The 25997-nt window shown below is 60.4% G+C and carries 22 protein-coding genes; 9 read left to right on the top strand and 13 right to left on the bottom strand.

Going from position 1 to position 25997, the window contains the following annotated elements; genetic code table 11:
* Positions 1-5: 5 nt before the first annotated feature.
* The gene (locus U5A58_RS36565; RefSeq protein ID WP_321916952.1) at positions 6-275 is read left to right on the top strand and encodes a hypothetical protein; all 270 of its coding nucleotides are present in this window, start codon (positions 6-8) and stop codon (positions 273-275) included.
* A gap of 574 nt (positions 276-849) precedes the next feature.
* Here U5A58_RS36565 and U5A58_RS36570 read toward each other — a convergent pair.
* The 4 genes from U5A58_RS36570 to U5A58_RS36585 all read right to left on the bottom strand — a co-directional run bounded on the left by U5A58_RS36570 (position 850) and on the right by U5A58_RS36585 (position 5373).
* Positions 850-2007 (bottom strand): hypothetical protein, encoded by a 1158-nt coding sequence (locus U5A58_RS36570; RefSeq protein WP_321965001.1) that lies wholly within the window; start codon positions 2005-2007, stop codon positions 850-852.
* 276 nt (positions 2008-2283) lie between these two features.
* Positions 2284-3294: a ParB/RepB/Spo0J family partition protein gene (locus U5A58_RS36575; RefSeq protein WP_321916956.1), complete on the bottom strand. Its 1011-nt coding sequence runs from the start codon at positions 3292-3294 to the stop codon at positions 2284-2286.
* Positions 3278-4501, bottom strand: a complete 1224-nt coding sequence (locus tag U5A58_RS36580) for a ParA family protein (protein WP_321916958.1) — start codon at positions 4499-4501, stop codon at positions 3278-3280. Before U5A58_RS36580 ends, U5A58_RS36575 begins: the two co-directional genes overlap by 17 nt.
* Positions 4502-5031: 530 nt before the next feature.
* On the bottom strand, positions 5032-5373 hold the full coding sequence (locus U5A58_RS36585; RefSeq protein ID WP_321916960.1) for a hypothetical protein: 342 nt from the start codon (positions 5371-5373) through the stop codon (positions 5032-5034).
* A 22-nt stretch (positions 5374-5395) separates the two neighbouring features.
* On the opposite strand from U5A58_RS36585, the gene U5A58_RS36590 reads away from it, so the two are divergent.
* The gene (locus U5A58_RS36590) at positions 5396-5866 is read left to right on the top strand and encodes a hypothetical protein (protein WP_415774345.1); all 471 of its coding nucleotides are present in this window, start codon (positions 5396-5398) and stop codon (positions 5864-5866) included.
* Between the two features lie 125 nt (positions 5867-5991).
* Here U5A58_RS36590 and U5A58_RS36595 read toward each other — a convergent pair whose 3' ends face one another.
* From U5A58_RS36595 to U5A58_RS36615, 5 genes are all read right to left on the bottom strand, one after another.
* Positions 5992-6321, bottom strand: a complete 330-nt coding sequence (locus U5A58_RS36595) for an XRE family transcriptional regulator (protein WP_266232672.1) — start codon at positions 6319-6321, stop codon at positions 5992-5994.
* A gap of 495 nt (positions 6322-6816) precedes the next feature.
* Complete coding sequence (locus tag U5A58_RS36600; protein ID WP_321916964.1) at positions 6817-7047, bottom strand: DUF3717 domain-containing protein; 231 nt, start codon at positions 7045-7047, stop codon at positions 6817-6819.
* Between the two features lie 63 nt (positions 7048-7110).
* Complete coding sequence (locus U5A58_RS36605) at positions 7111-7419, bottom strand: hypothetical protein (RefSeq protein ID WP_321965002.1); 309 nt, start codon at positions 7417-7419, stop codon at positions 7111-7113.
* Positions 7420-7470: 51 nt separating this feature from the next.
* Positions 7471-8298: a DUF932 domain-containing protein gene (locus U5A58_RS36610; RefSeq protein ID WP_321916967.1), complete on the bottom strand. Its 828-nt coding sequence runs from the start codon at positions 8296-8298 to the stop codon at positions 7471-7473.
* Between the two features lie 51 nt (positions 8299-8349).
* Positions 8350-8763 (bottom strand): antirestriction protein, encoded by a 414-nt coding sequence (locus U5A58_RS36615; protein WP_321965003.1) that lies wholly within the window; start codon positions 8761-8763, stop codon positions 8350-8352.
* Between the two features lie 208 nt (positions 8764-8971).
* Here U5A58_RS36615 and U5A58_RS36620 point away from each other — a divergent pair, with 208 nt between their 5' ends.
* A complete protein-coding gene (locus tag U5A58_RS36620; protein WP_321916970.1) occupies positions 8972-11017 on the top strand; it encodes a ParB/RepB/Spo0J family partition protein in 2046 nt (681 codons plus the stop codon).
* Between the two features lie 102 nt (positions 11018-11119).
* Here U5A58_RS36620 and U5A58_RS36625 read toward each other — a convergent pair whose 3' ends face one another.
* Entirely contained in the window at positions 11120-11707 is a 588-nt protein-coding gene (locus U5A58_RS36625) for a hypothetical protein (protein ID WP_321916971.1), read from the bottom strand.
* Positions 11708-12904: 1197 nt separating this feature from the next.
* Between U5A58_RS36625 and U5A58_RS36630 the strand changes: the two genes are divergently transcribed.
* The 6 genes from U5A58_RS36630 (at position 12905) to U5A58_RS36655 (ending at position 22344) form a co-directional block, all read left to right on the top strand.
* On the top strand, positions 12905-14143 hold the full coding sequence (locus U5A58_RS36630; RefSeq protein ID WP_321916972.1) for a hypothetical protein: 1239 nt from the start codon (positions 12905-12907) through the stop codon (positions 14141-14143).
* A gap of 272 nt (positions 14144-14415) precedes the next feature.
* Positions 14416-15213: a hypothetical protein gene (locus tag U5A58_RS36635; RefSeq protein ID WP_321965004.1), complete on the top strand. Its 798-nt coding sequence runs from the start codon at positions 14416-14418 to the stop codon at positions 15211-15213.
* Positions 15214-15597: 384 nt separating this feature from the next.
* On the top strand, positions 15598-16311 hold the full coding sequence (locus U5A58_RS36640; RefSeq protein WP_321916975.1) for a hypothetical protein: 714 nt from the start codon (positions 15598-15600) through the stop codon (positions 16309-16311).
* Between the two features lie 460 nt (positions 16312-16771).
* Positions 16772-19792 carry a RelA/SpoT domain-containing protein gene (locus U5A58_RS36645; protein WP_321965005.1) on the top strand — a complete coding sequence of 1007 codons (3021 nt, stop codon included), beginning with the start codon at positions 16772-16774 and terminating at the stop codon, positions 19790-19792.
* Between the two features lie 29 nt (positions 19793-19821).
* Positions 19822-21378 carry a hypothetical protein gene (locus tag U5A58_RS36650; protein ID WP_321916979.1) on the top strand — a complete coding sequence of 519 codons (1557 nt, stop codon included), beginning with the start codon at positions 19822-19824 and terminating at the stop codon, positions 21376-21378.
* A gap of 624 nt (positions 21379-22002) precedes the next feature.
* Positions 22003-22344, top strand: a complete 342-nt coding sequence (locus U5A58_RS36655) for a hypothetical protein (protein ID WP_321916981.1) — start codon at positions 22003-22005, stop codon at positions 22342-22344.
* A gap of 167 nt (positions 22345-22511) precedes the next feature.
* On the opposite strand, the gene U5A58_RS36660 is transcribed toward U5A58_RS36655, so the two are convergent.
* From U5A58_RS36660 to U5A58_RS36670, 3 genes are all read right to left on the bottom strand, one after another.
* A complete protein-coding gene (locus tag U5A58_RS36660; protein WP_321916983.1) occupies positions 22512-23975 on the bottom strand; it encodes an ATP-binding protein in 1464 nt (487 codons plus the stop codon).
* Between the two features lie 365 nt (positions 23976-24340).
* Entirely contained in the window at positions 24341-25474 is a 1134-nt protein-coding gene (locus U5A58_RS36665) for a hypothetical protein (protein WP_321916985.1), read from the bottom strand.
* The coding region (locus U5A58_RS36670; RefSeq protein ID WP_321965006.1) for a hypothetical protein at positions 25474-25997 on the bottom strand (524 nt) is incomplete at its 5' end. The genes U5A58_RS36670 and U5A58_RS36665, both read right to left, overlap by 1 nt.

The raw sequence follows: 25997 nt of genomic DNA on the forward strand, positions 1-25997 counted from the left end.
ATCTCGTGACCTCGCTGGACAAGCTCTACAAGTCGTCGTGGGGCATCAGTACCCGTTTGTTGCCGAGCTATGAGATGGTCGAAGGCCTCCAGCTCGGCAAGCTTCCCGCGTTTTCGCTCTATGCGGGTTTTCTGAGTCTGATCATGATCGCTTCGGACAGTCATCTCGACGCGACCTACGACCGTCCTCAGCTGAGCCGTCCTCGCGCGTCGGCAAAACGATGGCCAACTCTGCGAAGAGAGGTTGGCTGGCTCGCTGATGCGTGCGCGGAGTAACTCACCGAAACTCAGAAATAGACCGCGTTATCAAGTGCGCAACACTGTCGGGACTTCGCACTCTCGCGCCGTGGTGTCCTCTGCTGAGAACCACGGTTGTTAGGTCGTGGGTTGGTGCCAGCGACGCGGGCTCTGATTGATTGCGAGTCGCACGACGTTGTTTCGGCTTGGTCGCGTGCCGAAGGCCTCTGCAATTAGATCCGTAGCGCGCTTGAAATCGGTCGTCGGTAAGAGAGTCGGTGCCCACGAAACCAAATCGGCCACGGCTCGATAGTCACTGCGCAAGGCTCGATCGAACAGTATGCGGACTTCCTCGAGGATCAAAGTCCGGTCTTTGGCCACAGACCCTCCGTGCTCTCGTCGATTTTGATCATGTATTGGTCTCGTTTATTACGAAATACGTGATGCGTACTACAGAAGCGTACTTCGGCAGCTGTTCGCTACCTCCCTCACATTCCCGCGTGGGGCTCGTAGGGTCGTGACGTCCGAAACGACACAGTGCCCCGTGAAACAATGGCCATGAAATACGCTGAAACGCTTATCTGGCAAGGGTTAGAACGATGCGTAAAAATCGTCAGGCATGTTTCACGCGGGAGCCACAGAGCGCTTTGAGAGCGGCGAGATGTGTCGCCGCGTCGCTCGTGAGCTGCCGCGGCGCTTGGGCGATTGTTGCGGATGCAGCCGCGCGCGGAGCCGGAGCGGCAGCGCTGATTTTATTGATCTGGCCCCGTTTAATCAAATTCACAAACTCCACGGCCCATTCGCCGCCGACGCGTCGAGCAACGTCCTCGCCCGAGCGGTAGACCGTCAAACACGCCCCACCCTCGCTCACGACGTAGCGCTGCATGCCGGCAGCATCCTCGAAGGCCTGACCATCGAGCTGTGCGAGATCGCGTGCTGCGCGCTGCTTCGCCTGCACGGCGTCGCTTGCAGCAGCTTGTTCGGCGTGACGAGCACGCAGTTGGTGGCTGAAGTCCGTCGGGCTTGTGAGCAGCGCTCGCAGATAGCTGATCGGGTATATCGCCTTGCGCAGAGGTTCCCAGCAGAGCTCGACGACGTGGGAGAGCAGTTTTCCCGCTTCGCGGGCTTGGCGCATCAGCTTAAAGATCAGGAAGTCCGTGAAGCCGAGCGTCCGCAGACGCTGCAGGTCTTCCGGCGGTTGTCCGGGTTTGTTTGTGGAAAACTCCGCCGGTTGTCTCTTTTGAAAAGCTGTAGGGATAAGATCCTTAGTATTAGCACCGTCTGCCACGCAGTCATACGGCTGCGTAAATTCTTTGGCGGATTCGGCGGCTGCTTCGTTAGGCTGCGTGTCAGTCTCCGCGTCAGGGCCTTCCGCAAGCCCGAGCAACACCGCAGCTTTCTCCGTCAGATGCAGATACGCACGACCGAACAGACCCGCTTCGACGTAACGGCGCTGCGGGCGACGGTCGATCAGTCCAGCGGTCTCCAGGTCCGTAAGGCTGCGGTAAAACGTGCGTTCCGATTGCATCGCGCGTTCGGTCAATAGCGTGCGACGAGCAAAGATCTCACCGAAGGGTTTAGCGGCGTCAACGGTACGGGCGAGGGCGGCGAGAACCGCGCGTGCGCGTGCCGGCACACCGTCGAGCCGAGCAGCCCGATGCGTCGCCCGGAGGATGACCCAAGGGAGGTTGACGTTGTCAGTGAAGAGATCTGTTTGCGAAGGGTGTGTTTGTCCCTCGCCAGCGGTACCGAGTACGCGCGCGATAGCCATAGCCAGTCCATTTCCAAGAATGGATTCGAAAACGCTTGACTGACTAGGGGGATCGGCTACACTCGGTGCTGTACAAAGCCTGCCCGGTTATGTACAGAACTCGATGACTGGTTGGCGCCAGATATCGGGTAGGTAGCTTCGGACCCAGTCCTCAAGCTGCTGGTCAAAAGCCTTCGGTTCCAGCCGAGGGCTTTTGTTTTTTGTGCCGTGGTTAGCTCACGTCAATGCTCCTGAGGTTAGTCGGTTTTACCGACTCCTTAAAAATCAAACACTTAGTCATTCGAGATGGTGGCTGCTTTCTTGTGCCATCCGCTCCAGATGCAAGCGAATCGCCTCTTGCGCCGCACTCGCCTGCTCTTCCGACTTGAACTCGATCCGCATTACGTTGCCCACGCGGCGCACGTCGCACCAAGTCGCCTTTCCAGCTTTGACCTTGAACTTCTCGGCGGCCGCTGCCGGCTTCGCCGGCGCTTCGACGGTGCGTGCGAACTTCAGGGCCTGCTTCTGATCGAGCTTCTTATCGGCCAGTTGCTGAACTGCCTCAATCACCCGTGCTGCTTTTCCTGCCTCCGCGAGGCTGGCCAAGTCAGCTGCAACTCCGGCGCCGAGGATCGTCTTGTTGGCGTCGACGATATCCAAGACCTCACTAGGGAGACGGCCGAACGCGAAAAGATCGCTGACGGCTTGCTTCGAAAGACCAGAGCGCTCCGCAACATCGGATTGCGTGAACTCGGGATGGCCTTCGTGGAAGCGCTTGAGACCGATGAATTTCTCGTAGTCGGTCAGATCCGACTGCATCAAGTTTGCGAAGAACGCGCCGTCGGTTGCTTCGACTTCATCCTTGGCGGTGCCCAACACGCAGCGAATCGTTGGTAGGGAGAGGTCCCTGTGCGTGTCCACGCGATGATGGCCTGACCAGATATCCCACTCGCCATCGGGGCGCGTGAGGACAACGACCGGCTCGATGAGTCCATTGTGGCGAACGTTCTCAAGCAACTCGACGTACTTCTCGCGCGGCTTGAACCGTCGGCGACCCGGAACCTCGTGGAGCTTGTCCACCGGGAGTTCCACTGCACCGCCGGTATTGCGCGCCGCTTCCAGCTCGGCGGTCAGCTCCTCGATCTTCCTTTGGTAGCGCTGCGCCTCAAGACGGAAAGCGCCAAGCTGACCAGGCATCGTCATCGGACGCTGCTCAGCGATTGGCGTGCGTTCTGTTGCGCCCTCTGCAACCTTGTCGGCGAGATTCGCAGTCCGTGCCATCAACCGGTCTTTAAGTTTGCTCGACATCTGCCACCTCTCTACCTTGAGCCTCAATCTGCAGACGCCAGGCGTGCTGCAGTTCAGCCTCCAACTCATCGATCACGCCATCGAACGACTCGAGCGCCCGGTTGTACGTTGCGGTCGAGCCGTCGTACTTCGAGAGGTCGTAGATCGTTTTGAACTCGGCCGTCGCGTTCTTGACCAGATCGCTCTCCAGTACTTCGGAGCGTGCGAGTAGTTCAGCGTAGGTCTGCTGGATCCAAGACTTCACGACATCGGTGGTCGACACGCCCGGCTTCACTTTCGAGAGCACGACCTTGATGAACGCGAAGGTTTTCTCCACCGACCGCCCATCGGAGAGCGATCGGAAGAGTTCAGCGAACTGCCGGAAGAACTGAGTGCTCGAGGCGTAGTCGAGGGTTTCCGGGGGCAGGGGGATCACCATCCCGTCGGTCGCCATGAAACAACCGATCGCGAGATACGAGAGCGTCGGCGGCGTGTCAATCACCACCACGTCGTAACGCTCGCGGATCGTGTCCATAGCGCTGTCGAGGACCTTCCAGAACTCGTAGTCCGGCTCCGAAGCCTGCTTGTTCGGCAGATAGTAGTCAGCACCGAAGAGCGCCGACGACGACGGGATGATATCCAGACCGTCCCAATATGACGGGATCGCGACGTCGATAAGATCGGAAGCTTCACCGTAGACAACCGGCATCACCGTCATCTCTTCGGTGACTTCCGGCGTCGGGACGTAACCCATGAGCGTCGTGGACGATGCTTGCGGATCGAGGTCGATCAGCAGCACCTTATGTCCGTGCAGGGTTAACCCTTGGGCAAGCGCCACGGCGTTCGTCGTCTTTCCGACGCCACCTTTGAAGTTCCCGACAGAGATGACAATGCCCTTAGCGCCGTTGGGGCGCGGATCGTAGGGGCCAGCCAGTCGCACGAACTGTTGGGCTTCAGCGAGCGTGAACTCACGATTGCGTCCGCGCATCGTCCCAACAGGAAGGCCTTCGCGGTGGCCGCGAGTACAGAGATAATTGATCTGTGCCCGCTCGAGCTTGCAGATCTTCGCGAGGCGAGCGCCCGTCACCGTGGGCGCTTGCTTGCGCGGCCACGGTTCGAGCAGATCGTCGCGGAGCTTAGCGAGCGTACCCTCGGCGCGGTCGGCGATCGCGTTGAGCTCGTTCACCCCAATCGTGATTCTTGGGGGCGAGAGGTCTTTAATTGCCATGTCTGTAACCTCGTTTCACGTCCGTCATCGAAAAATGCCAGATTCTTCGAAATCCGGCGACGTAATCGTTTAGGCGAAATGTAGCGGGTTAACAACGCCCTTGCAAGTTAACTTTCCTGGGTCGTACCCCAGGGAAAGCCGCACCGGGCCTGGGTGTGGCGGAAAATCCTCGAATTTGGATCAGGAAATCCCACCTGGACAAATGGAATTTCTTGCCCGCTCAGGTGGCGGCGCGTTGGGTTTGCAGTGCAGCACTGCTCTCCTCGCAGCGAGCGATGAGGTTTGCGTGGACGTCTAGGTCGTGAAAAATCGCCCACGTTCCGCAGAGATGGCCAAGTTGGTGGACGATCAGTCGCACCGCGGGGTCTTCGCTTGGGTTGGTCCCGTCTTGGTGACAGGCGCCGATCGACTGGTTCAAAGCTCTGCCGTTTGGGAACCCCGTAAAAAGTTAACTCTGCTTCTGGTCGTCGGAGACCAAAAAAGTAGGCGTGGCATAAGCCCCCTCCCGGAGGAGGGAGCTTGCGGGATGGTCAGTGGGCGTGCCGAGCCGCGGAGCGCGTACGCTGAACCCGAATGCTCGAGTAGCACGTAAGGCGTTGGACAGAGGCGAGGTTGATCAGCCAGTTCGGCTTGTCTTCCCGCAGGTGCCGCTGATCGTTGTAGATGGTTCCTGCACAGACGCCGAGGAAAGTCGCCATCCGTCGGCCGGTGAATCCTTCGGCGCGCATGCGGGCGATCCAACGCATGCGTTCTTCCTTCGTGAGCCACGCTGTGACGACTTCGTGGCCGTCCAGGTAGTGACGGATGGCGTAGCGTCCGATGCTTGCCGTTACCACCGCGATGTTCAGGATCTTGTCCGGTTCGATCAGCACGCGTCGGTTGGACCTGACGCCCTTGGAATACATTTCGTCGATGAATTGCTTGATACGGTCACACGTACCGTTGCCGCAGGACGAGGCGTCGCGCCATCTGATGTGCGATCGAGGGGAACTGCAGAAGGAAGTGCTGCAGCATCGCGACCTCATGCGCAAACTGCTGGTCACGCTCGGCCGCTGGGATGAGGTCGATCACAAACAGTTCGCCGGCCCGCTCGCGCGTGATGGGTGCGGTGCCACGACGGTGCCGCTCCCGCCCGAGTTGCGGGAGCGGCTGCTGCGCGAGTGCCAACGACTGGCGCTGGCCGAGCAGCAACTCGCGACGCTGGAGAAGACACGCCGGGCGAACGTGCCGGCTCTCGCGCGCCAGCGAAGCAATGCCCTTGCGCGCCTGAAGGGGATAGGCGACGTAGGCGCGTCGCGCCTCGCGCTCGAGCTGCAACCGTCGTCAGGTGGGCGCCTGCGTAGGGTTGCTGCCGCAGCTCTATGACAGCGGCCAGAGCCATACCGATCAGGGGCATTAGCAGGCAGGGTAACCGGAGAGTACGCGCGTTACTGGTCGAAATGGCCCACGAAATACAGGTGGTCCTCTTTTTGAGCGTCGTCGCAGACCATTCAGTCCGACGGTGTGCCGCTGTCTTCCATGTCGTTTGATCCGTGCGTCGTCCGCATCTTCGAAGGATCGATTTCCCAGATGAGCCCGTATCCAGCGGCGTAACACAATAGTGCCCAGGCAGAATAAGGAATGTCATTCTCGGCGCTTGTCCAGCGTCGGATATGACGCCCGGTTTTGTCCTTTAATCCAAGATATGCAGCCGCGGAACGGTCCGTCATTCCAGACTGCCGCAGAATCTCCTGAATTTCTGCACCTGTTGGCTTCGCCCAGTAAATGCCGGGTTGCAGGCATTCGCGGCGGATGGTGAGGTAAGTATTTTTGGTAGTCATTTGTGGTCCATGGAATCAGCCCCCACGGCTTCGCCGCGGGGGATACACGCTCCCTTCGGTCGCTTGACGGCCCCGGCCCGTGGTCTGCCTGGGCTATGCCGGATCGTCCCGCCGCTGACGCGGCGCGCCGGCGCTCTCCCCATGTCCGACGATGCGGCCATGGGGACCCCGTGCGCCTCGATCCGGGCGCGCGGCGCGCGCGACACTCCCGTAATTATCCAGCCCCCACGGCTTACGCCGCGGGGGATACACGCGCCCTGTGGGCGCTTGACGACCCCGCTGGTGGTCGGCCTGGGCTGACCCGGATCGTCCCGCCGCTGCCGCGGCGCGCCGGCGCTCTCCCCATGTCCGACGATGCGGACATGGGGGGCCCCGTGCGCCTCGATCCGGGCGCGCGGCGCGCGCGACACTCCCGTGATTATCCAACCTCCTGGCATGCAAGGGGAGGGGCGCCAGCGCGCGGCCGTCCGGTTAGCGTCGCGACAGATCGCTAGGCTAACGCGGTGGCGGTTGCTGGTTTCCAAGCGCCGAGCGGACGGCGTCGACCTGTTCGGGCGTTAGCCGCGACACCGCTACAGACGTGGCGCGCTCGTAGATCATCAGGCCGTACACGTCAGCCAGGGGGCGCGCTTTCGCACACAGCCCCCCGCCCTGGCCACGCGATTCCTGCGCGCACCAGTAGTTGATTGCCTGCTCGATTTCAGCAATGGTCAAGACGGCAGTCATGGTTGCCTCACGGGCCCGCGCGATTTCTACGCGGGCGTTGAATATTAATAAGGATGCCGAAGTTTAATGCAGATTCCCGTTGTGCTCCATGAGCATGGCAACAGGTGCACAGGGCGGCACGCGCTCGAAACCAGCCAGGGCGACGCGGGCGATGGCGCGCAACTCCTCGCGATGTATCTCTACCGGATCGCCTTTGTGATCGAGCATGCTGGCAATGCGCCGGAGCGCATCGGCGGATTGTGCCGCCGCGTCAGCCGACAGGGCCATGCGATACAGTTCGCCGCGAACGATGCCACGGTCTCCGTACTGCCAGACAGCCAGGAGCGGCAGCAGGGCGGACAGCCACGTAGGACGGGTATTGAGCGGATCCATGTGAATTCCCCTTTATGGGTGCGCCCCGACCGGGAGGCCGGGGCGGTCCGGTTAGCCGCGCAGGCGGCGCAGTTCGTCAGCCAGCACCCACAAGGCACGATTCAGACGGATGTTTTGATCGATGCCCGCGACGGCTCGGGTCGTGGTCGCCTTGCCCTTCGCGTTCCGACCGTGCAGCCCACCGCGAATCATGTTTTCCTGCACACGGTTGAAGGTGGTCCAGATATCGGAGCCCTGGTCCTCGACACGACGCGGCGCGAGAATCTGCCGTTCCGTCACCGGCACAGGCGCGCCCTCGTCGTAGCGCAACGCGAGCGCTGCGCGGGCGAAGGCGACCTGTTCGCCCTCATCGAGCACCGTTGCCGCCATCCCTTCGCGTTGCTCTGCCGTCTCATCAAAGCTTTTCACCACCTTGAATGCGCCTTCGATGACCTCGCCAATCACATCACCCTTGTGCGGGATGCGGATATCGTTCGTCACGTTGCCGCATACGATGCCGTTCTGGCAGGCCCAGCGAATCATTCCGGCGATCATCTGGTAGCTCGATGCGCCATTGTGCGAGTTGACCAGGATAACCTCGTTGGCTTCGCGACCGCCGATCTGGTCGGCGTGGCGCAGGCGGATCATGTGCTTGGTGAAATCGCGCATGTCCTCATTGCGCACACGGGTCTGGCAGACCATGAAAGGCTGAAACCCCTCCTTGCGCAGGGCGTCGAGTACATCGACTGTCGGAATGTAGCTGTAGCGCGCCGAGCGGCTTTCGTGCGCGGTGTGGGCAAGAATGGAAGGCGCGACTTCTGCAATCTGGTCATTTGTCAAAGGATGCTGCGAACGCAGTGCGATGGCATTTCCGCTAAAACGGGTTGCAAGCTTGTTCATTTGATTCCCCAATGAAGGAGCTAACCCGGCCCGGGGCCGGGGGTCGGTCAGTTAGTCGATGGCGCGCAGGATGTTGGCCGCTTCCACGTGCTGCGTGGCGAACTCACGCAACTGGTGGTAACGCTCGATGATCGTGTCATCAAGGGTCTTTTCCGCGAGGTGACAGAGGGCGAAGAGGGTGACGGTAATGCCGAAGGCATCCGCTCCCATCATGTCGCTGTAGCCGTTCATATGCCAGCGCACATGCACGCGGCCCATGTTGGCCGGAGCCATGTAGAAACCACCATTTGACAGCGTGAAGTAATGCCACTCGCCGTGGTCGTAGCTGCTGCACAGGCGTGCTGCCCAGTCATAGACAAGTGATTCGCCAGCGATGTAATGGCGGCCCAGATAGCGCGGCAGGACATTCAGTTTCAGTTCATCGGGGATGACAGATGAGGTGATCTTGCAATCAGTAGTACTCACGGTTTGCCTCCGTTTTCGGCCTCAGCAGGATGCCTGGCCACGTTTCTATAATAGGCGGTTTTGTCCTTTATATCAAGAAATACACGAATTTAATTCAATATGAATAATTTCTATTTTTCATTTAATCTCATCGCTATTACGGCTGTTATGTCCTATTATTGATGGATGGCCAGGCATCCCGCCGAGGCCGAAACCCGGAGAATCTTTCATGGGAAAGATTGAAGCAACCGAAAACGCCGCGCAGCGGATCGAATACGTCGCCCTTTCGCGGCTCACGCTCTCGCAGTTGAACGCGCGCAAGAAAGCGCCGACCGGCATCGAAGCCCTGGCCGAAACCATTCGCGAAAAAGGCTTGATGCAGAACCTCGTCGTGCATGAAATGAAGGGCCGCGCGAAGTTGCCGAAACTTGGCGTATGCGCGGGCCAGCGTCGCCTGGCTGCGCTCGACCTTCTGGTTGAGAAGGGGCAGATTACTAAAGACTACGAAGTACCTGTCCTGATCGTCAGCGAGGGCGAAGCCGTCGCCGCGTCGCTAATCGAAAACCGCGAACGTGAGGCGATGCATCTGGCGGATGAGTGCGTGGCGTTCCGGCTGCTGACGGAGGAAGGCAGGAGCGTGGCGCATATCGCGGCCCTGTTCGCGGTGCCCGATGTCGCCGTACGCCGCGCGCTGAAAATCGCGAACCTTTCGCCGTCACTGCTCGACCTGCTGCGTGACGACAGGCTCGACTACGAACAGGCGAAGGTGCTGGCCCTGGCTGATGACCACGCGACGCAGGAACGCGTATGGGGCGAAGCCGTCAATAAGTGGCAGCGTCGACCGGACGAGTTGCGTAAGGCCATCACGCTCGCGGAAGTCGATGCACGCGAAAGCGCCCTTGCGCGGTTTGTTGGCCTGGACGCCTACGAGGCGGCAGGCGGACGGGTGAGGCGCGACCTGTTCAGCGACGACGCAAACGCCGGATACCTGGAAGATGCCGAACTGTTGCACCGGCTCGCAACGGAACGGCTGATCGAGCTATCCCAGGCGGTCGGAAGCGAAGGCTGGCAATGGATCGAGGCACGGACGCAATACCCGGCGATGGAGATCCTGCGTTGTGGCCGGATTGGCTCGACCACCCGCAAGCCGACGAAGGACGAGAAAGCCGAACTGGCCGCGCTCACCGCAACGAACGACGCCGCTCAGGCCGCGCTTAACGCGTACTACGACGAGGACGGTGAGCCGGACGAGGAACGGGGCGAGCGTCTGGAGGCTGAGGCCACGGCGGCGACGTTTGCCGTGGACCAGTACGCGGAGCGCTTCGAGGCGTTCGACCCGGAAGAGATGAAGCAGGCAGGCGCATATGTCTATCTCGATGACGATGGCCGGGTCTGTATCGAGCGGGGACTGGTGCGACGCGAGGCGGCAGCGACTGCGCAGGCAGGCGCAACGCACGCGGTGAGCGCAGGTGCGGCGAGCGCACCGAAGGAGCGCCCGTTGCACGGAGAGAAGCTGTGCAAACGATTGACCGCGCACCGTACCGCCGCCGTCCAGATCGAGCTTGCGCAGCAACCGACCGTAGCCCTTGCTGTGCTGATGCAGCGCATGATTCCGGTCGTTTTCGATGACGTGTACGGGCGCGCGTATTTGGACTACGCGGTCAGGATCGACGTGCACACGACGCGCGAGGCGCTGGTATCGAATGCCGACGACATGGGCGAGAGCGTGGCCTGGAAGGCACTGGAAGGCGAGCGCGAGAAGTGGTCGCGCATGCTGCCCAGGCGCGCGGCAGACCTGCTGCCCTGGCTGCTGGAACAGGGCGAGGACGTGCTGTCGAATCTCTTCGCGTTCTGCGTGGCGGCGACGGTGGACGGTATCAGTAGCGCAGACCGCCCGCACGCGGTGAACGAGATCTCGAACACGCTTGCGGTGGATCTTTCGCGCTACTGGAAGCCGACGCGCTCCGGGTATTTCGAACACGTGGCGAAAGACCGGATTGCTGCCGTTTTGGGCGAAAGCGTATCGCCCCAGGCGGCAAGCGAAGTGCGCGGCATGAAGAAAGACGCCGCAGCGGAGGCGGCAGAGCTTCGCATGACGGACTCGGGCTGGCTGCCGGAAGTGCTGCGTAACCGGGAGGTTCCGGAGCGCGTCACGTACGGCTACCACGAGGACGACGAGGGGGGAGATGACGAAAACGGCGACGCCGCCGCCGAAGCGGACCAAGTTTCCGAAGCGCAGGCCTCGCCTGGGGAGGAGGAAGTCGAGCCGTACTGAGCGCGCGTCGCGCGCATTCAAGTAGTCCACACGAAGCCGTCCGGATGGAAGTCCGGGCGGCTTTTCATTGCACGCGCGAATGCAGGGTCAAATTACCGGCGCTTATGCCGGCTTGTCTTTTTCGGGGGGCACTGGGTCGAACGGGTTGGGCCAGTATTGTTTGACCTTGGCGTCTGCACGCGCTACGCGCTGTTCGTGCGTCAACAGGTGTTTCTGCTCGCGCGTCAGTTCTGCGGTGAGCCAGTCGTCGGGCAGCCTTTCACCGACAGGCGCAATCGGGCGACGCTCACGCACGGCGGGGCGCGCAGCCGCCACAGCCGGGGCCGCGCCAGTGTCACTGTCGGGCAAACCGCGTTCGGGTGCTACCGGGTTAGCCGCCTGCCCTGGCACATCTGCGGGAGCACGGCTGACTGCCGGGCCGGTTTCCGCCTGTGACGCGCGCGCGAGGCGGGACACGATGCCCCGTTCGCGCCGGATTCTTTTGAGTGTCAGAGCGAAGGTCTGATAGGTGAAGACGAGTCCGGTTGCGGCGAGTTCCTGGATGATCGCGGCGTACCGGACGCCCGAGCGAATGGCACGTTCGACGCTCTCGAACACGTCGCGAAGCTGGGCGGTCTTGGACCGGCCATCGGACGAAGCCGCGAGGGCGTCGAGGCGTTGCGCGCGTTGTACGGCAATCAGGGCGTCCATTTTGAGCGCTCACGTCAGGGGGAACGGGCACAGTATGGCGCGAATGATCGAAAGCTGCATCCTATCTGTTAGGGCTGCGATCTTTTCTGATCCGCAGGCTATCGAGAAATGCTTGAGATTCGATTCATCGTGATCCATAAGTGATCTATCGATCGGCGCTCGGCGGCAGATCGAGGCACGACGTATATGTAGACGGAAATGCTGACGCATTTCCGTCTACATATACCGTGCTCCAAGGGGATACCCCTTGGAGAACCCGGCCGCGACCGCCACCGAGCGTGCTCGGCGTCGCGTTGCAGGCCGGTGGCGCGTGCTCCTAGGCGCACCAGGAGTTTTGCACCGAAGCAGTTGCATGCAGTTGCGCCACGGAATTCGGGCGCTCGTGTCCGCCAAAGCAATGTAGTTATGCGAAGCAGTTGACGCCTTTCTTCGGGGGCATGCACCCACGACAGTGCGAGGTGATGGGTGCGGAGCTTCTCGGCTATGGAACCGGAGGCTGATCCGGGTTATCAGACTTGACCACGCTCGCAAACTGTAAAAATTGCGCTCTGGTCTTATTGGATTGCCCGTGGCGACCGGCTGACGCCATGACAGGCGATGGGCGAGGCGCTACGGTCTTCGCAGGTGTGTTGGCGCTGAAGATCGAGTTTCCAGGTCATCCAAACGCATTGGTCAATTTTGCAACTAACACTCCGCGCCAACGAAACCACGCAACCAGCCCCATGTTTGCGCCGAGAAGCGCGTAATGACTACGCATAACAGGAGCGATCCCGGTTTTAGCGTATCAAAGGCAGGTCTGACGATAAGAATTATCAGACTTGATGAGGTTCGCAAACATGGTTTTTGTCTTTCGAGCGTGTCGGGATCAGGCAGGGCGCGGCGCACCGCATCGCGATGCACGTTGCCGCGTCTGTGCGTCGGATGCGCGTCGGGGCCGCCGCCCGCCCGGGTGTTCGAACGCGCGGACCAACTTTATTTTCGAATTGCTCTTCGAATAGCGCGACTTTTGCCGATAAAAGAAAATTCTGACAAAAGGAGCCACATCATGCCGTCAGCTGTAGACCGCTTCGCCCGGGTCCGCCCCGTTCATCGGCTCACCGGCTTGCGCGTTGAACGCGCCGCCGCGCACCGCATCTGCCCAGCGCCGGGCTTTTCAGCCTTTCAGTCGGGCCGTGCCCGAGCAATGGAGGTGGCGCAATGAGCATCGCAAACGACAAGACGCCAGCCGATGTGCCGGCAGGCAGTTCCAGGTGGTTGCACCGCGCGAGGGTCACGGGCGGCGCGGCGCTCCTGATCGGCTTCGTCGCGCTGGTCGTGTGGTTGATGTTCTGGCCGCAACTCGACGGCCATTACACCGGTGACGCCGGCAGCCTCACGGTCGATGTGGTGTTCGATGGGGCGGCCGCGCACGTGACGATGTCGGGCGATGCAGTGCCACCCGGGCAGCAGGGGCGCATGAATGCCGACCGGGGTTTCACGACCGTCACGTTTGGGCCCGACGCCATGAACCGCCAGGTGCTGGTGTTCCATCCTTTCAGAAATGGCCCCGGGCAGTACGAGCTGGTCAGTGGGTGCCGTTCGGTCACGCTGACCAAAAGCACGCCGGGCAGCCGCTTCGGTCGCGCGCATCCCTATCTGGCGATGTTCCTGCTCACGGTCAGCCTCGTGAGCTTTATGGCTTATACGCTCAACGAGAAGGCTAAGAGCGAGCCGGAGAATATCTACACGATGTGGTATCTGTACTGCCTCGTACTAACGGCGAGCCTCATCGTGCTCGGCGCGGCAGCATACCTGGGGATGTTCGGATTCGACGGCGTCCCGCGAAACGCGATCGCGCGCGCCATTGTCTGGGGTGTTGAGTATTTTCTTGCCGTACCGGAGGATTGCGCGGTATTCCTCGGGATCCTGGCAATCGTCGTCGTGCCGCAGTGGGGGGCATACATGCTGAGTGGCGGCGTCGGTGCGGCGCGACGCTCGCGCCACGTGGTGTCCACGGGCAAATGTGTTGCGCTGTTCATTTCCAAGGCCTTCCTTAGCGCCTCCGCAGTCGCGCTGGCGATTGTCGCTGTCGGGAGCTATTACGCCTGGCTCACTCCCGGCCCGCTGAATGTACTCGCGAATGTGCTCACTGCCGTCCTGCTGCTGCTGATCGGCCTGATGATTTTCTGCTTCGTCCCGGTCAGGGAGGCGAAGAGGCGGGTTGCGCCGCAACCGGTCCGACGTAACCACAAGTGGATGCGTCGCAAGATGCGCAAGCCCGCGCGCGCGGTCGCGGAGCAGATCGAACGGGAAGCACGCGAGGCTGCGCAACGGCGGCGCGCTGTTCTGCATGCCGTGCATTGCGCGTGCGGGCGTGGCAGGTGGGTGTGGGAAGCCTCGCACGGCCGGGCAGAGTGGTGGCGGCGGACGCTTTTTCGCGCCTGGCGCCGGCGCTAGAAACGTAGAGCGCAATGAGAGTGTCACCGTCGATGGCTCGGTAGTATGGAAAGTGCCGTCGCAGTGACACTTTTCCTTCCGGTGCGAGCGAAATAAAAGCGTCACTACACCTCGGTCCGCATTAAGCTTGACACTTCGCATCGCGACAGCGCTTGCCGAACTTTGCGATGCTTGAGTTAGACGGGGAAATGCCGCGCGTGCTTACGCAGCGGTGTCACCACAAGAACAAAGGGAACGCGCACATCAGCTAGTCCCTGATACTGGACGACGCTATGGACAAAACACTTGAGGCGCGCTACGCCGAAATTCTGGCGACGACACGCCCATCCTTCCTGGATCCCGCTGTAGCGAAGACGCGAGGGCTTTCTACGCCGTTTCTCGTGAACGGTCCCAAAGATCCGGGCGCGCGGCGCATCATGGTGATTGGCAGGGAGCTCGGCGGAAAGCATTGGCACGTAGATCCCGAGGGTGGTGGGGTCAACGCGTACGTGGCGAAGGCACTCGCCAAGCATCGCGCATCCTTCGACAAATGGCTTGAGAAAGATGGGGACGGGGGCACCACCTTCTTCAACTTCATGCGCGCTCTAGCAGATAGGTTTGGTCCGGGCGGACTTATCTATTCCAACCTGTTTTGCATCGATGCTGGTGGGGGTGACCCCAGCGGCTCGGAACACTTTCTCGAGATCAAGCGCCTTTCCAAGCAGCTGCTGGATGTACAGTTCGATCACTTCCAGCCAGACGTCGTTATCTTCGCTCACGGGTCAGCTTCCGCGGCCACCAGGCGTGAATTCTTCCCGACCAAGGGAGCCGGAAGTGTTTGCGTTGGGCGCCAAGATTGGGAGGACGTCGGGATTTCCAACATGCAGCTCTGGGAGTTCGAGCTGTACGGAAAGTTTCTGTGCTACCGGATTCAACACCCGGCAAACTGGAGGGGGAAGGCGGCGGCTGAAGCGGCGAAGGCTCGTCGACACCTACTGGACCTCCTGACCCAGACGCTCCCCCAAAGACCGTCGGTCGCCGCGCCAGTGGCCGAGGCGGGCGCTTCCGCTATCGCCTTATCCGCGCCATGAAACAACGCGTCCGCATAAAGCTCGTTCAGAGGCGACAGGCGCCGTGGTGTTCGACTCGTAGGTCTGCCGTCGGAACAAAGCGATATACGCGAGATGACAATCGGTCACGAATGATCGGCATCTACGCTGAGCATCAAGAGTTGTTCAAGCGACTAGAGGACGCGTGAGCACGACAACAGTCGCGACAACGTTTCACCTAGCAGAGGACATCGCGGAGCCGTGGGTCCATGGCGTGCACTACCCCGACAACCGGCGCACCTGAAGAACCCGCGCCTTGATTTCCCGCCTCTTGGTGAATGGAAGGTCGCTTCAGGGTCGAGTATCCCCTGGATCGGTCGGCATCGAACCGCCCCATGTCAATCATTAAAGGTCTTGGGAGACCATATGCTGCACAACGCAACGTTCTGGCGTGGCTATTTCCAGAGAATGTTCAAGCCGCATCTCGAACGCATGCTGGAGGTGCTCGAGCATCGCCTTCTGCCCACCTTCGACGGGATCGAAGCTGAAGCCACGGCGCTCCAGGAGAACACGTACAACGATCTGATTTCCATGCCATTCGATCCCGACAGGATAGACGGATATGACTTGGTCAACGCCGCGTTCGAGGCGGGCTACGGGCATTACTCCGGAATGGATTCCGTCAGACAGGCGCTCATCAATTCGTTTGCACCTATGCTGTATCACGCATGGGAGCAACAGCTGCTGGCCTTCCATCGCAAGGAAGTTTTGCATCCGAAAGAAGAACGCAAAAACAAGTTCTTGCGGGTGGACGTTTTGCAGACGCGCCTGATGGACAGCGGATTCGACATCAGCCACCTACCAACGTGGACGACGATCGACGAGTTGCGGATATTGGCGAACACCGTGAAGCATGCCGATGGCGGATCTGGCGATCAGCTCAAGGCGAGGCGACCCGAGTTATTCGAGCCGCATCATGCGAAGGCCGAAATCGTGGCGATACCTTTTCGCTACACGCCGAGCGTTTATCGGCCGATGTCCGGAGAGGACTTGTATCTCACAATGGCCGATCTCCGAATCTATGGACGCGCGACGATCGACTTCTGGGACGAGTTTTCGGACGCCCTCGAATGCGCGTAGGAACTCGTTTCGCAGTGGTACGTGGACAGCCACGAGGGACTCTGGCAGAGATCAGCCGTGAGCGTATCGACCAGCTGGTCAAGCGCCCGGGCGAAAGACTGTCCGCTTCCGTCTCTCGTGAGCGGCTGGAGTGGGGTCGACACCAGTAGTTCGCGGGCATCGGCAGACGTGCTGGCCCCGTCCGCGTCTCAGCGCCACCCGGTCGGCACCGGGTCGGGCGCCCGGCGCGTGGTGATGTATTTACTGTCGTAACGGTGACATTCTTGATGCGTTCTACGGCTTCGGCCCCCGGTCGCCGCAAAGGCCACTTGATGTGAACTCGGCGTGGGTGACCGCGCGTCGCAGCCGCCGATCTGCGTCTTCATGATCGCTCGGCGCCGTCGCATGCCTGCTGGTGGGGCGAAGTATCATGCAGGACAACCTGGGGGGCCGGGTCCAGTGCCACGTGCGGAGCAGGTGTATGAATCTCGAGGACTATGAACGGCATGGTCGGGGCGCTTACGCTGCGTTCGCGTCAACCGTCGCCGCAATACTCACGGCCGCCATCAACGCCGAAGGTAACTCGTTTCGACTGCAGCAGGTGAAGTCGCGCGCAAAGGAGCCGGCTTCCCTGCGTGTAAAGCTGGAAAAGAGGGGGCTTGCGGGGACGGAGGCGCTCGAAGGGCAAATCAAGGATCTTGCAGGCTGCCGTGTCATCTTTTACACGGACAGTGATGTCAATCGCTTCATCCACTCCGGCCTCGTTGGTGAGAACTTTGAGATCCTTGAAGTCAAGGTCCACCACCCCCGGCGGGATGCCGACGACGCGGCAGAGCTCTATACATCGAATCACTACGTGGTCGCGCTCAAACGGGAACGTCTGACCCTGCCGGAGTATGCAGGCTTCGCCGGGATGCGCTGCGAAATCCAGATCCAGACGATTCTTCACCATGCGTGGGCGGAGATGGCCCACGATACGATCTACAAGGCGCCCGAACTCGCCAGTTTCGGAGGCAGGGCATTTGACGATATCAGGTCGCGGCTACGGAAAGTGGCCAGACGGTATCTTGTTCCGGCCGGCTACGAGTTCCAGAAGATCGCCAGCGATTTCCAGCGTCTGGTCGAAGGCAAGGCATTGTTCGACGGAAATGCGCTCGAGGCAATTGTCGAGGCGGCCGACAACAATGCGCGGGCCGACGCGATCGAAACTTTCGCTGAGCGCGTCTTACCACTTTATGACGATCCGGAGAGCTACTACCCGGAAGTTGTCGCACGCCTGCTCGTGGCGGTGGATCGTGCGCGCGAGACCGGACCCGTGTCGATCGAGACACCCTTCGGAATCCTGGAGGGCAAGACCTCGGGCGATATCCTCCGGGCAGTCGTGGAGATTCTGGCGCGCCATCGTTATCTTGCCGTGGACGCGACGTTCGACGCGTTGTGTCGACTCTACGGCCAGGCAGCATCCAGTGACGAGGAAAAGCGGTTGATCGCGCTTGGCAAGAAACTCGCCGGGCATGACCTCGCGGTCTGGCGTCAACACGGCCCCGTTGTTCAGACCATGCTGCTTGAGCGCATGGTGATGCTGGGCGAGGAGCAGCAGGTTACCCTGGCGCCCCTGCTCATAACGATGCTCCAGGAGATCCTCGGCACGCAGGTCGAGGGGACCATAGCGAGTTCGTCCACCGTGACGCTCCAGCATGGAGCGGTGGTCGCGTCCGAGCTTCTACGTACGGTGCGGACGAAGGCGCTGGACCAGCTGAAGCGCCAGTTCGAGCTGGCGCGAACGGATGCGGAACGCGGCGCCGTCCTGCACGCCATGCAGGCGGGCACACAGCTGCCGTGGCGTGGCATGTACAGCAACGAGCTGCAGTGCATGGTAATGGACGACATTCGTGCGGTGGTGTCGTTTCTTGCCGGGCTAGCCGCCACGCTGGGGCTCGAACTGACCAGGGTTAGCGAGGTGTGGGTTCATCACTGCTACCGCACCTATTCGCACCTCCCCGATGGGATGCGCGATGACGCCGCGCTTGCGGCTGTGCGTGCGCGCGTCGTCGACGCCACGCTTGCATTCCGCGATGTCGTCAACAGGAGCGAAGACTTCGTGTTCTACAAAACGCTGGTCGGGTACGATTCGGTCCTCGCCTGTGCCTGGCAGGGCGAAGCCTTCCGGGATGAGGGGGCGTCTGCGTTCCGTGAACAGCAGATCGACGGTTTTATTGCGTCCATCGACGATCAGACCGCCGAGATCTGGTTCGAGAGGATCAACCGGTACGCGCAGACCGAGTCCAATGATGCCGCGACTTTTATCGAGTTTTGCCGGTTCCTCGAACAACTGGCGAGAGACAAGCCGTCAATCATCCTCGGCTACGCTAACCGGGTTGAGGGGCTGCTCGAGAGGTTCCTGCCGAGCATGCTTGCCGGACTCATGCAGAGCGCCGAGCGGACGGAGGCCGTGGCCCGGATCGATGCCTGGCTCTGCGCTGGCAGGCAGTTGAAGCAGATCACATGGTACCTGCGGCTCGCAGCCCCGTTTGATGCAGACCTGCTCCGGCGAGCGCTGGCGAGTGCAATCCAGCATGAGGACCTCGTCTCGGTACGCAACGCGCTGCTTGCGGCCGACATGCAGTACAAGGCCCACCCCGAAACGCTTGTCGAGGACGTCTTCCTTCCGGCACTGCGTTATCTGGAAGCATGTAGCGACTTCAGCTGGTTGCACCAGCCCTGGGTGACGTGGTTCGAGAGGCCGATCGTTCGCGCGCTTGACGACGGCCAGGCCGGCACGGTCCTGGCCTCGCTAGTCGGTCATCCAAGGCTCGACTCGGCGGCTGAGAACCTCGTGGCCACCCTTGCGGAAAGGTGGCCCGAACGCGTGATGGCGTTCCTTGGTGCGCGTCAGGAATACGCCCGGTCAGACGTGTCACCACCCGACTACGATGCTATTCCGTTTGCGGCACACGCGCTCAGGTTGCCGCTCGCCGCGCATCCCGCAATCGTGCTGGACAGCGTACGCACATGGTTCGATGCGGTGCCCGAACTTTTCCCGTACGACGGTGGGAGACTGCTTGCCGCTGTGTTTCCGGATCTCGCCGGTGGACTCGCGGAGCAGCTAACGAAGCTGGTCGAATCAGGGGATGAGGACGATCTCGCGTTTGTGCTCGCGGTGCTGCTGGCGTATCCGGAGGCGCCGGGCATCTACGATATCGTCCGCAAGATCGTCGCCGTACTGGTGCCAGGCGATACGCTGTTGCTGCGGGCTCGGGCAGTCCTGGAGAACACCGGTGTCGTGCGCGGCGCGTTCGGTTTCGTTGACGTCTATGAGACGCGCATGACGTTGCTCCAGACGTGGCTGGCTGACCCGCACGCATTGGTCCAGCAATTTGCCGCCGACCAGATTCATCGCCTGGAGCAACGGATCGCAGCCGAGACGCGGATCGCCGAGGCCAACCTTGCGCACCGCCGCCTGCAATACGGCGAAGAACTCGACCAGAACTCCGATGCTTAATTCAATCGTGGTGCCGGTGGTGTCCAACGATGAAAATATACGACCTCTACAAGCCGTTTAGAAATGAACTCCGAAGGATGGCTCTGCAGCCTGCATTGGCAAACATCTGGTGGTATCAACGGCTCGCTGCTCCCTCGGCGCAGATCAGCCTTCCAATCGGCATCAATGGCTCAGTACTTGAGTTCTATACATGGGAACTTCACACGCTATGCCGCGAGGTGTTGCTTAACGCATGCGGGAGCGAAAACACCCTTTCGACGCCGAACGGCATGATCAGGATGATTAACCATATCCGGCGCATCAGTGAGGGCATCTCGGAGCGCACCGTGAACTCTGGCGACGACGCTCTCAATGCCTTGCATGCTTTGGCCCATCAGCAGGCGCGCTGGCAGTATTCACGCGACGAGGCGCGTCTTTTCCGTGCCTACCATATCTACAGCGATCATGAGCTGGCACCGGTCTTCAGACAGGCGACGGGCATTTCGGTCCGCGACATGTTCTTGCTGGCGATCGCGATGACCGAGGCGGGCGCCCGGCGGGCCGGCACCAATGCGTCGCAGGATTACACGGCATTCGGTGTCTCGAACGAGGCCCGCGACCGATTTTTTCGCATGACCGGCACGACGCTGACGACCATACGCCATCGACTTGAGAACTTGCAACGCGATGACGAAGGGTGGGAATTCACCTGGAACGCTCTGGAAGCCACGCCGTTCATCAATCTGGATGACAACAGGAGCCCTGGTTTTTGGTGTCCTTTGCCCCAGCTTCTGCTCCGGCGAGTTACGGAAGGACTCTTCTACGATCTGGCGCACGGTGCTACGACGCACAGGATCAAGTACGGCAATGAGTACGGCCGCGCGTTCGAACGGTATGTCGGGAGGGTGATTGCGGAGGTTTTTGACGTAGCCGTGTTTTCCATCAGCGGCGAGCAGCCTTACAAGGGCAAGCACGGAGAAAAGCACGGAGTCGATTGGATCGTGAGCGATAGCACCGGTAATCTGTTTCTCGAATGCAAGACACGCCGGATGAAGCAGGACGCCAAGGAGACTCCCGCTGGCGAGTCATTGGACAAATCGCTCGATGAATTGGCCGAGGCGGTCGTTCAGCTGTACGCGAACATCGACGACGCTGTGAAAGGCCTCTCGAAGTGGACTCCCAATGGACTGGCGGTCTATCCAATGGTCGTGACATACGAAGACTGGTATCTGTTGACCCCTCAGGTCGTCGATAAGCTCAACGAAAACGTCCGGGTCGGCCTGGAAAAAGAGTGTCTTCCGAAGACGCTGGTGGAGACGATGCCGTACTTCGTCACGTCGATTAACGAGTTCGAGATGGCAGCACAAGACATTGCCTATCTGGGGATCCGGAGGTTTTGCGCCTCTGGGATCGCGAAAGAGTACAGGCATTTCCAGCTTAGCGCGCTTGCAACTACAGAATTCCCGACCGAGGCGAGATCGCATGATCCGTTGCTGACAAACAGCTGGGCGGAAATCTTCCCAGAGATGCAAGAATGGGCCAGTATGTCCGTCGATTCGGGAAGAGCGATGTCCTCGACAGCTGGCCCAGGCGAAGAAACCGGTTAGCGGTGGTGTGTAGCCGATAGTCAAGAAGAGCGTATCCGCGTAGTCGAAGTGAGGACGCTCGAAGGCGCAGGGAAGCCACAGGAATGGAGTCGTTTGAACGGGTCTACGCCGACATGCGATGAGCGCTAGGTTTGCCGTAGCCCGCAATAGTTGTATCACCGCCTCTGGTCGCGTCCAGTCCACTATGCCAATCGGTCCGGCGCCACAATATCTATTGTGGCCCTATTTAAATCAATGGGTCAACTTTTGGGGCATTGAAAGCGAGCCGAGTCCCTTCGTATATGCCCGGAGCTGTTTCTACGTAGATACTTTGGTACGTAGCCAGGTAGCGACCAATCGAGGCACAGAACCGGTTTGCACCGAGCTTCGACGAGCTTTATTCGGCACGTCTGAGAGTCGACGTGTCAGACTGACTTGATGAGGTTCGCTAACGTCTTGTTTCGGTCGTCGATGAGATCGGGAGACGAGCAGGGAAGGGGGCGCGCCATCGCGGCGGGATTCTCTCCGCAGCGCGGAGAGAATCGGGAAAAGGTCGCTCACGTTGCGGCGCGGCCCGGTTTCCGCCAGGATGGATGCGCCGCGCGCCCGACCGGCGCGAGCTGCACCACAATAACGTTGCCCCGCATGGCTGATCGCCTTGAACTCGTCGCTCTCGCGCTGCCCGCCGGCTGCGCGCCGGAATCCCTGCCGCCGTCCGTGGCGGCGTTTGTTGCCGCGTGTTGGCCCGGCATGAGTCGCGCCCAGCTGCTGGACCGGGCGCGGCGCCTGGCTCTGCGCGCGTCGCTGCGCGCCCGTCCGGAGCCCGGCCCCGACGGCGTGCGACTGTATACGCTGGTTCTGATGATCGGGGAGGTGAAGGCCGAACTCGTCGCTCACGTGAGGTGTCTGGCACGCTGCCGCGGCGCCCGGCGCGCGAGGGCTTCGCTGCCACCTGTGCGGGATACCAGGCAGGTCGGGCTCTTTTGACTGCGTAACCGGCACAAAGAGCATCGGCTGAAAGTCCTGCTATCAAATGACCATCAAATAAAGCTTGGACGACTAAGTCGTTGTTTTTATGTGGAAAATTTTGATTAAACCGCCGGCGGCGGCCGCTTGTTGCGATATCGCGTCAAATAAGCCAGCTCGTGGACGCTTTATGCCCAATGGGGGACATATTTCATAAATTTGCGGCCTGCGAGTTCGTCATAGGGCCGGATGACGCCCTGTTCAACAGCTTCCTTGATGTATCGGGAGGCCGTTGCGCTGTTTTGCGGCTCAATGCCGAACCGCTCCCGCAGCGACGTGTTCGTCATGTAGTCCCTCGAAACATACCGAAGACATGCATGCAGGTAACAGGCGCGAATCCGGTCGGCTTTGTCCATCTGCGCGAGAGGTCGATGGGCGAACAGTGAGGCACGCGTGCTGTCGAGCGTAATGGCAAACTCAGGAGCGGGCAATTGATAGAACTCCGTCTCAAAGACAACCTTGTCCACACCACTTCCCCGCTCTTCGCAAATGCCGAAGCGGCGCATCAGCGATGCCAAGGCCTCGTTGCGTGAGCGCGGTGGCGTGTCAAGGAAGCGGTCAACATCGACGAGCGGGACGCCAGGATTTGAGATCTCCATACGGTCTGCAAAGATCTCGATCATCGGACCGGCGCCGCCAACGGTGAAATCCTGATGGATCAGTGCATTGGCGACTAGCTCGCGAACGGCCAATTCAGGATACATCGGGACGGTTCGACGAAGCGCCTTCCCGATGACCTCGTTCGAGGGCAGCAGGTTGTTCACAAACCCGATGAGCCCTTCGAATCCGGCGGCGTAGCCCTTGCCACCGACCTGCTCGCGCAGCGTTGTGATCCGGCTGTTACCGTCGTAGGCGATGACCCGCACAGCTTTACGGCGCAGGTGAGGAAAGTCATCGAGGCGCTTCGCGAAGAGAATCGCACCGAGGTTGGTTACATCCCATTTGCCGGTTGCGTTCTTCGCAACTAGACCTTCAGTGGTCAAGCGCTGCACAATCTGCGAGCGGTTCTCGGGAAGCGGTATCTCAGCCAGATCAAAATAGGCAGGGTAGTCGAGAAGCGTGACGATGTCCTCCTCGGAAACGTCACCCGCAGCGACCAGTGCTTCGAACGGCGTCTCGTCGAAGATGCGCCATAGCGCACGTTCCTTTTCGGGAAACTCCTTGAGCTTTTTGCGGTAGGAGCCCACGCGTACGTACTCGTTGTTCTGAAACTGGACCGGATGCCGGTACGCGCGGCCGATTTCCAGCACTACGATGTGCTGACCCTCGATATCAACTTCGAAAAATTGAAACGGAATCTTCGGGTGAGTGAGTCGCAGGAGCCAGTTTTCGAGCTCTTCGTTACCGACCTTGGCAGATCGCGGCTCGAACGTTGTCCCGACGATTTCGTGGCTTCCATCAGCGATGCCCCAGACTAGATAGCCGTGGGGCTTGTCGCAAAGTGCCGCGGAGTTCGAAAGGGCAGAAATATATTCGCCAATCGCTTCCGGGCGTTCGTTATTCCGCTTGAACTCGAGCCATTCAGTCTCGGCGGGAAGTCGGGTGAGCTCGCGGACGAGGCTGGCGAGGCGGTCCGGGTGATGCTGAATCATGGAGGGGCGCGTTAGTGGTTGCCACCGTAATGTTACCAAGCGGCCGTCTTGTTCGGGCTGCGTGATCGATCGCGCCTGCCGACCGTGTGGCGCGCAAAGGAATATTGGATCCTTCGCTGCCTACAGCAGTGACTGGATTCTCGTGTCGAGCTCGCCCTTCTGGTGATGATGGCTCCACGTCACGAGGTCCGCGACTCCGCCTAGATCGGGAAACAGCACGGAAGGATTGACCCCCGCCGTGGACAACTGCGCCCGCATCTCGCCGAAGGCGTCTGCCGGGATCGTGACATAGTAGAGGCGCTTACCGACCAGCCCGAAAGCTGCTATCCGACACTCGTTGCCGCTCGCTGCGTCAGCTCAGGTGTCTATACCTGCAACGCCTTGACCAGGTTGCGCTGCACGTCGTGCGAGAGGCCTAACGAGAGCAGGCTGGAGAAGTTCTCCTGGTAGACGTTTTTCAGGAGCTCATCCATCTCAACGGAAAGGTAAAGCAGCCAGTCGCGCTTCTTGGCTGTGTCGAAGATCAAGCGGCTTCCATCCGGAACCCACAGCTTGCCAGCGGCGATCGGGTTGCGATAGAGGGTGTCGAGGTGACGCTGTGTCTCCGAGAGAATCGCAAGATCACTGTATTGGCCTAAGCGCAATGCAATCATGTCCGCGTGGTACATGACCGCCGCTATGTCATAGCTGGAGAGTTGAATGTCGCGGTCGGAGTCCGCCTTGACGCTCTTGCAAAGGCGAATCGCCTTGCGCAGCCCACCGTCGATACTGTCGCATCGGCTGCCTACGCGCTGGATGTGAAGGAACGGCAAGTTGTCGATCGTTTCGCCAGAATTCTTGTTGTAGATCGTCACCGCTCGATCGGCCTGTCGGCCACTCGCCTGATATTCCTTTGTGTCATGCCAATGAGCGGGCACTACGTCGACGGATCGCTGCAGCGATCCGCCCGATACCTTAACCGCCTTAGCGCCGGTCTTGTCGACCGTGGCCGCTGGAAATGCGTCATCGAGATTAAACTCAACCTGCTGCCGAAGACCCCACAGGACGCCACTCGACGTTCTCTGGGAAGGGTTCGTGTATTCGCCCCGCAAAGCCTGTATGCCAGCGGTGCTATACGTGCAGAAATCCTTCATGATGGCCAGCACGTCGACGTCGCTGACGCGCTTGATATGGACATCCAAGGGCACGGAACCCTGCAACTTGAATTCAGCATTGATGCCCGCTAAAGTCAGCCGCTCGCGCAACTGGCTGGCCACCCGCTCACCGGTCCGTTCACTGACCTCCGTGTACTTCTTCCCAACGGCCTGCATCGCACCAATGGCGTATCGAGTCCAGCGCTGGTTTGAGGTGCCGCGCTTCTCCCACGCCTCGATCTCCGCAGCATCCATGGCGAAGTGCGCGCCTGAGGCCGAGTCAGCCTTGAGGAAAGCGTTAGCCGAGGGCTCGCCCTTGCGGCGTGCCCGTAGTTGTGAGAGGCGAGCGTCGATATTGGAAGCCATCAATTCCTTTTCGTCCAGTTCATCGTGCCGAAGGTCATCCGGCCACGGCCATTGAAATAATCACCGGTGGCAGACTTCAGGTCCTTCGCGACGGTCATGACTGAGCATCCGGTGTGCGACACCAGGTTAAGAGCGCCAGCCTTCGGGTCGTTTCTGTAGTGATAGAGCAGCACGAATCCGTCAACACTGTCATGGGCAAGTGCGGCGGAGATGCTGCTGGACCCTGAGGTCTTGGTGGCGAGGCGGATGCGCAGTTTGTCCCACGACTGGACGATTGTGACTTCGGCTTGCCATTCATACTCGGCCGAACCGTCGCTGTTGAGCGTCTCGCCAGTGCAGTCCCATGTGCCGGAGATGTCGGGGACCTTCAGTGCCAAGCCGACTCCCGGCCACTTCCACGCCCACTTGTTCAAAACCCAATAGAGGAACCCGAAAACTGCACCGGCGCCAAGCAACGACATCAAAGTGGGCGGTGCGTTGACGTTCCAACCGAACTTTTTTGCTAGATCAACGAAGGTCAGGA

Source organism: Paraburkholderia sp. J7 (genome assembly GCF_905220155.1).
In the GTDB taxonomy this organism is placed as follows: Bacteria; Pseudomonadota; Gammaproteobacteria; order Burkholderiales; family Burkholderiaceae; genus Paraburkholderia.